This is a genomic window from Paraprevotella clara YIT 11840 (genome assembly GCF_000233955.1).
Taxonomy (GTDB): Bacteria; Bacteroidota; Bacteroidia; order Bacteroidales; family Bacteroidaceae; genus Paraprevotella; species Paraprevotella clara.
The window spans coordinates 271-1,089 of the sequence record NZ_JH376722.1 but is presented as its reverse complement, the minus strand read 5'-3'; the positions used below and the strand labels follow the sequence as shown (position 1 = coordinate 1,089).

The 819-nt window shown below is 46.0% G+C and carries 1 protein-coding gene; it reads right to left on the bottom strand.

Annotated elements, in window-relative coordinates:
* Positions 1 to 819 (bottom strand): hypothetical protein (locus HMPREF9441_RS17285; protein WP_172634993.1); only part of this gene is annotated, 819 nt, incomplete at both ends.

Below are 819 nucleotides of genomic sequence, written 5' to 3'. Positions count from 1 at the left end.
CTAATAGCAGCAGTTTTTTTTGTTCTTCTTGGGCTAATTTTTTCTTTTTATTAGCGTTGTCTTGGGCTATTTTGCCTACGTTCTTCAGGTGGGTAAGGCTGTCGGCACGGTTTACACTGGCAATACGCTTGAGTTCGGCAGCTTGGGCTGCAATAGCACGGGCAAAAGTCTCTTTTTGCTTAGCGGCTTCGGCTTGCAACTCGCGACGGTATTCGGTATCGTATTTTTGGTAAATGGTGTGCTCTTGGTCTTGCAATCGCTGTTCGCGGATAAGCTGTATAATGGTGCTGATGCTAAAGTCTCGGCGTATGGCAGCTATTTGTGCTTCAAAAGGCTGCATTTCGCTACGGTAAGCATTGGCTTTGTCGGTGCCATAAAGGCTTGCTATATGAGCAGCTTGTTCGTTTAGCCACGCAGCAAAGGGGCTTGGGTGATTGAGCGGGTACACACCTTTTGGTGCATCACTATCGAGGGTGAGCACTCTATAAGGGGCGGTTACTTTGGTGCCCGTAATTGGTACTATCATATACCATATTCGGCTTGTGGAACTGCCTTTGACTTCTTTTTCGTTGAGCCTATAGCCGTGCATCTTCAGCAATATGCGTATGTTATTGTATAGCTGATTGACGGTGGTTTTGATATGATTGAAAAAGAATTGATATGCCAAAAGGGCATTTTTGGAGCATTCGTTTTCGTGTGAGCGGTTTATTTCGGCGTGGTATTGGGCATAAGCTAAATCGACTTCGCGCAATACGAGGTTGAGCACGGGGATAGCGGCTGGGTAACTGCCTTGTTCGAGGTGTTTTTGTAGGTATTGTA